Here is a 5,214-nt window from a genome sequence, read left to right as displayed (position 1 = left end):
CCCCGCCGCGGCGGTGGCGGCGGCGGGAACAGCGGCGGCGGTGGCAACGCCAAGGGTGGCGGCAACCAGGCGCGCCAGCAGGGCGGCGGCGGCGGTGGCGGCGGCGGCAACAAGCGCAACCGCAAGGGCGGCAACCGCAAGCGGTCCCAGAACCGGCGCGGCAAGAACCGTCGTCCCGACGTGCTGCACGACGCGGCGCGGTTCTGGGGTGACAGCGTGCAGCTGCCGGAGGCCAGCCAGGACGTGCGGATCACCGACGACCCGTCGGCCGTCCCGCGCTCGCTCGGTCCCCCGCCGCTGCCCGGCCACGAGACGATCGCCGAGCAGTACTTCGGCGTGGTGTACGACCGCGCGGTCGGCACGGCCGGCCTGCTCGCCGCGGCCGGTGGCTTGATCGACCCCGAGGACCTCGTCGACGACCACCGCTGACGGCGCCCCGGATCGGATGAATGGTGCTGATCAGCTCGTGCTGATGATCACCATGCCGGTCGAGACCAGGTCGTAGAGCTCGATCACGTCGGCGTTGAACATCCGCACGCACCCGTTCGAGGCCGCGGTGCCGATCGAATCCTCGTTCGGCGTGCCGTGGAACCGGATCAGGGTGTCGCCACCTCCGGGCCGGTTCCAGTTGACCGCACGGGCGCCGAGGGGGTTGTCCGGGCCGGGACCGATCCGTGCCGGCATGTCCTTGCCCCAGCGGTCGCGGGCGGGGTTGACCCAGGTCGGCTCGTAGCGCTTGGCTCCGACCACGAAGGTGCCGAGCGGCGTCGGGCTGTTGTTGGTGCCGACGGCCACGGGCCACGACTTGACCGCTTCACCGTCGCGGAGCAGCGTCAGCGTGGTGGCGGATCGGCTGACGACCAGGACGTCCTGGAACGACGCGGCCGTCACCGTCGGGCGGACCGTGCGCAGCTCGAGCTCGACGCGGTCCGTCGCGCCGGCCAGCGCGGACCGGAGACGCCCCGTCGCTTCGCCCCGGTCGACGGCGGCGCCGACGACCTCGGGGATGATCCGGAAGTCACCGCCGCTCACGTCGAGGCTGGCGTCCCTGGCGGCCACGGTGGTCCCGCGTGTGACCTCGTCGAGGACGCCGGAGACCGCACCGTCGGGGATGGCCACCTCGAGCGCGTCGCCGTCGACGTCGTCACCCGCGAAGGCGGCCGCGATCAGCGGTCCGACGTCGGGCACGCCACCCAGCTGACGGGCGGAGGTGGTCTCGTCGCGGCTCGCGAGCACGACGGTCACGACGTGGTCGAGGCGCGCGTCGACGACGGCGGTCACCTCGGCTGCGACCTCGCTCGCCCGGTCGGTGCCCACCTCGGGTTCGGTGACCGCGACCGGCAGCTCGAGCTCGTCGCCGTCGTCCCCGGCGGCCAGGGTCGCGAGGCCATCCCGGGCGGCGTCCCGGTCGACCTCGCGGCCGGTCACGCTGTCGACGGTGACCACGACCGCATCGTCGATCCAGGCCACCTCGGCGTCGCTCGGGTCCTGGTCGACGTCGGCGGCGATGGCGGCGACGAAGGCTGCGACCTCGGCGTTCGGCACCGTGACGGTGACGTCCGGGGTGAGCTCGCCGCTGCCTCCGAACCAGCGCAGCTTGACCAGGTCGACGAAGCCGAGGTCACCGGCCCGTGCGACGGCCTCGTCGACGACCTCGTCGAGGTCGGTGGTCGCACCGAGCTCGCGCGGCGAGGTGGTCCACGAGTCGTCGCCGTCGGTCACGGTGATCGTGCGGTCGAGCCGCTCGTCGAGGTGCGCGGCGACCAGGTCGGCGGCCTCCGCCGGGGCGATCTCACCGACCGCGACGGTGGCGATGGTGGTGCCAGGCAGCAGCTGCTGACCGTCCCGGACGGTCGATCCGTACGCCAGCGTGGTGACGCTGAGCGCGATCAGGATGAGCAGCGCCACGGCTGTGACCGCGATCGTGATGCCCGCGCGTGATCGAACGAGGCGCGGCAGAGCCGCGCCCATGGTGCCCCTCATCCGGTGTTCCCCCGTCGGTGTCGGCCCGAAGGTACCGAGGCCTCCTCGGCGGCGGTCACGCCCGCAGGGACATCGCGCGTGCGATCGGCAGGAGGTCCTCCAACCACTGCTGGTCGGCCGGCCGGCGAGCGTCCTCGTCGAGCAGCGCGGGGAAGTCCTGCAGCGGGGTGAAGGCGACGCGGCCTCCCTGCAGACCCACCATCGCGCCGTCCGTGTCCCCGGCCTCGATGTCGGCCAGCAACCGGTCCACGCACCGGACCGCGAGCCGGGTGGCCTGGATGCGGTCGAACGGCGACGGATCGCCACCCTGCTGCAGGTGACCGAGGATCGACGACCGCGCGTCGAACACGTCGCCGCTCTCGTTCTCGAACACCGAGCGGACGAACTCGGTGGTGTAGATCGGGTCGGAGCGTTCGCTGCGGACGATGAGGCCGAGCTGCTGACCGTGCGAGAACGCCTCGGTCAGGGCCGCCACGTCCTCGCGGAGCTGGTCGAGGCTGATCCCGACCTCCGGTAGGTAGACCCGTTCAGCCCCCGTCGCCAGCGCGCTGGTCAGCCCGAGGTAGCCCGAGTCGTTGCCCATCACCTCGACCACGAAGCAGCGCCGCGAGGCGACCGCCGACCGCTTGATCTTGTCGACGTCGCTGACGATGGCGTTGAGGGCCGTGTCGGCGCCGATGGTCAGCTCGGTCCCGGGCAGGTCGTTGTTGATCGTCGCGGGCAGGCACACCATCGGCAGATCGAGAGCCGGCAGCTCGGCCGCGTGCTGACGGGCCGTGTACGCCGCCGCGTAGGCAGCGTGTCCGCCGATGACGAGCAAACCGTCGAGCCGGTGCTCGGCGATGCTCGCCGCCAGTGCAGGCAGGTCCTCGGCCGTCGGCGTCCACCTCGACGTGCCGAGCTCCGCTCCCCCACGCGACACCCACCCGGTGACCGTCATCCAGTCGAACGGGCTGACGCGGCCCTCGCGGAGGCCCTCGATCCCACGGTCGATGCGCAGCACCTCGTGACCGCGATCGAGGACGAGCCGGACGGCGGCGCGCACCGCGGTGTTCATACCGGGGGCGGGGCTCCCCCCGTGGAGGATGCCGATGCGCAGCTGACGGGCACCGGGCTCCGGGGCGGAGGGCTTCGCGCGGACCAGGGTGCGGAGGGTGTCGAAGGATTCGACGAAGCTGCCACCGCGCAGCGCCATAGCCTCGTCGTAGCGCTGATCGTCGAGGAGCTCCGCGACCGCGTGGGTGCGTTCGACCGCCTCGACGAGGTTCGAGGTGGTGATCCGGTTCTCGCGCATCCCGACGAGCACGGCGGGGTCCTCGGGCTGGAGCGCGAGCAGCTCGTGGACCGCCCGGTACCCGCAGCGGGTGGCGAGATTGCGGTCGAAGGCCGACGCGGCGCCACCTCGCTGCACGTGGCCGAGGATGGTGACGCGGGTGTCCTCCCCGAGGCCCTCGTCGAGCGCCGCCTTGACCTGATCCGAGGTGATGGGTTCGCCGTGCCGGTCGCGGGCACCCTCCGCGACGACCACGAGGTTCTGCCGCCGTCCGACGCGCCGTCCCGCGGTGACCGCTCGCTGGAGCGCCCCAGCCCAGTCGTCGGTCTCGGGCGGGTGCTCGGGGATGAACACCCAGTTGGCGCCCGTGGCGAGCCCGGCCATGAGCGCGAGGTACCCGCAGTTGCGGCCCATGACCTCGATGACGAAGGACCGCTGGTGGCTGGAGGCGGTGGAGTGGAGCGCGTCGATGGCTTCGGTGATGCGGTGCAGCGCGGTGTCGGCACCGATGGTCATGTCCGTGCCGAACATGTCGTTGTCGATCGATCCGACCAGGCCGACGAGCCGGAGGTGCGGGTGCGCGTCGGCCGTGTCCTGATCGATCTCGCCCGCCTCGACGAGCGCGGCGAGGTGATCCGCCCACTCGGAGCGGAACGCGTTCGCACCGGTGAGCGAGCCGTCACCCCCGATGACGATGAGCGCGTCGATGCCACGCGCCACGAGGTTCCGGCAGGCCTGCCGGCGGCCCTCGTCGGTGCGGAAGCGGTCGGACCGGGCGGTCCCGATCATCGTCCCGCCCTGCTGCATGATCCCGCCGACGTCCGCGGAGGTCGCTCGCCGGATCGCGGGACCGCCCTCGACCATCCCGCGGTAGCCCTCGTGGATGAAGAACACCTCGACGCCCTCGGCGATGCCCGTGCGGACCACGGCCCGGACGGCGGCGTTCATGCCGGGCGCGTCGCCGCCGCTGGTGAGGACGGCGATGCGGGAGGTGGGGGTGTCGGGCACGGGCGGCTCCGGGCGGGGTGGGAGCGCTTACCTACCGGCGCTCGGCGGACACGGCAAGGACCGAGGTGACACCAGGCGGCCGAGAGCGGGGCTCGTGCCGCCTAGCATCGGGGCGTCGTCGCTCGCTCTACCGGGTCCGGAGGACACCCGTGGTGCGCATCACGCTGGACCCGGACGAGGTCAACCAGGCCGTCGAGGTGACGCTCACTGACGGACGGACGGTGACGTTGGCCGACGCCGACCCGCGGGTTCTGCGTCGGATCGCCCGTCAGCTGCACACCCACCGGTCGAGCTACGCGGCCGCGTTCGCACCCGATGACGAAGCGCTCGCCACCCGCATCACGAACGGCACCGCGGCGCTCGACGAGGTGGCGCCGCTGCACCGGCGGGTCCACGAGCTGCTCGAGGAGGCGCGAGCGAAGGGCGGCCGCGGCGCGTCCCACGTCGATCCCGTCGAGCTGCTGCAGGGCACGACGTGGACCTCGTCGTCGGGGGTGGTCGAGGAGCTGGCGTCCTTCACCCCCACCCACCGCCGCAACCTGCAGGGGTGGCTGGAGCGGAACTCCGACGGGCTCCGTGACCGGTTCGACGAGGCCGAGCTGACCGAACGGCAGCGCGGCATGGCCGTCGACGCCGACCCGTGGGTGGCCGGCACGCCGCTGTACCGGGCTCTGGCGGCCCTGATCGCCAACGAGACCGGCACCGAGCAGGCCAAGGACCAGGCGCGCCAGGTCCTGCGCAACCTCGAGTTCGAACGCGAAGGCCGCTGGCCCGACCGCTGACCGCGATCGATGTCCAGGTACGGCGCACCGACCCGAGGCGCACCTGGACGGCCACGCCCGACCATAACGTTGGTGGCTCCAGGTGATCGTGCCGTCGGCGCGCCCGTCGGCCGGGCCTCGGGGCCCCCGATCATCCCTGGCGGACGGCCTGACGTTCCTGGATCTGAA

Annotated in this window: 4 protein-coding genes; 2 read left to right on the top strand and 2 right to left on the bottom strand. The window is 72.6% G+C overall.

Annotation, left to right across the window (positions count from 1 at the left end):
• On the top strand, window positions 1-429 hold a 429-nt coding region (locus WEB03_RS03470; protein ID WP_368069579.1), incomplete at its 5' end, for a hypothetical protein.
• Between the two features lie 30 nt (window positions 430-459).
• Here WEB03_RS03470 and WEB03_RS03465 read toward each other — a convergent pair.
• Window positions 460-1,908, bottom strand: a complete 1,449-nt coding sequence (locus WEB03_RS03465; RefSeq protein WP_368069578.1) for a L,D-transpeptidase family protein — start codon at window positions 1,906-1,908, stop codon at window positions 460-462.
• 130 nt (window positions 1,909-2,038) lie between these two features.
• Window positions 2,039-4,264, bottom strand: coding sequence for a 6-phosphofructokinase (locus WEB03_RS03460; protein ID WP_368069577.1), 2,226 nt, complete (start codon window positions 4,262-4,264; stop codon window positions 2,039-2,041).
• Between the two features lie 152 nt (window positions 4,265-4,416).
• Here WEB03_RS03460 and WEB03_RS03455 point away from each other — a divergent pair, with 152 nt between their 5' ends.
• On the top strand, window positions 4,417-5,046 hold the full coding sequence (locus tag WEB03_RS03455) for a hypothetical protein (RefSeq protein ID WP_368069576.1): 630 nt from the start codon (window positions 4,417-4,419) through the stop codon (window positions 5,044-5,046).
• Window positions 5,047-5,214 lie beyond the last annotated feature (168 nt).

The organism is Nitriliruptor sp. (genome assembly GCF_040882075.1).
Lineage (GTDB): Bacteria > Actinomycetota > Nitriliruptoria > Nitriliruptorales > Nitriliruptoraceae > Nitriliruptor.
This window is presented reverse-complemented; position numbering and strand designations above follow the sequence as displayed.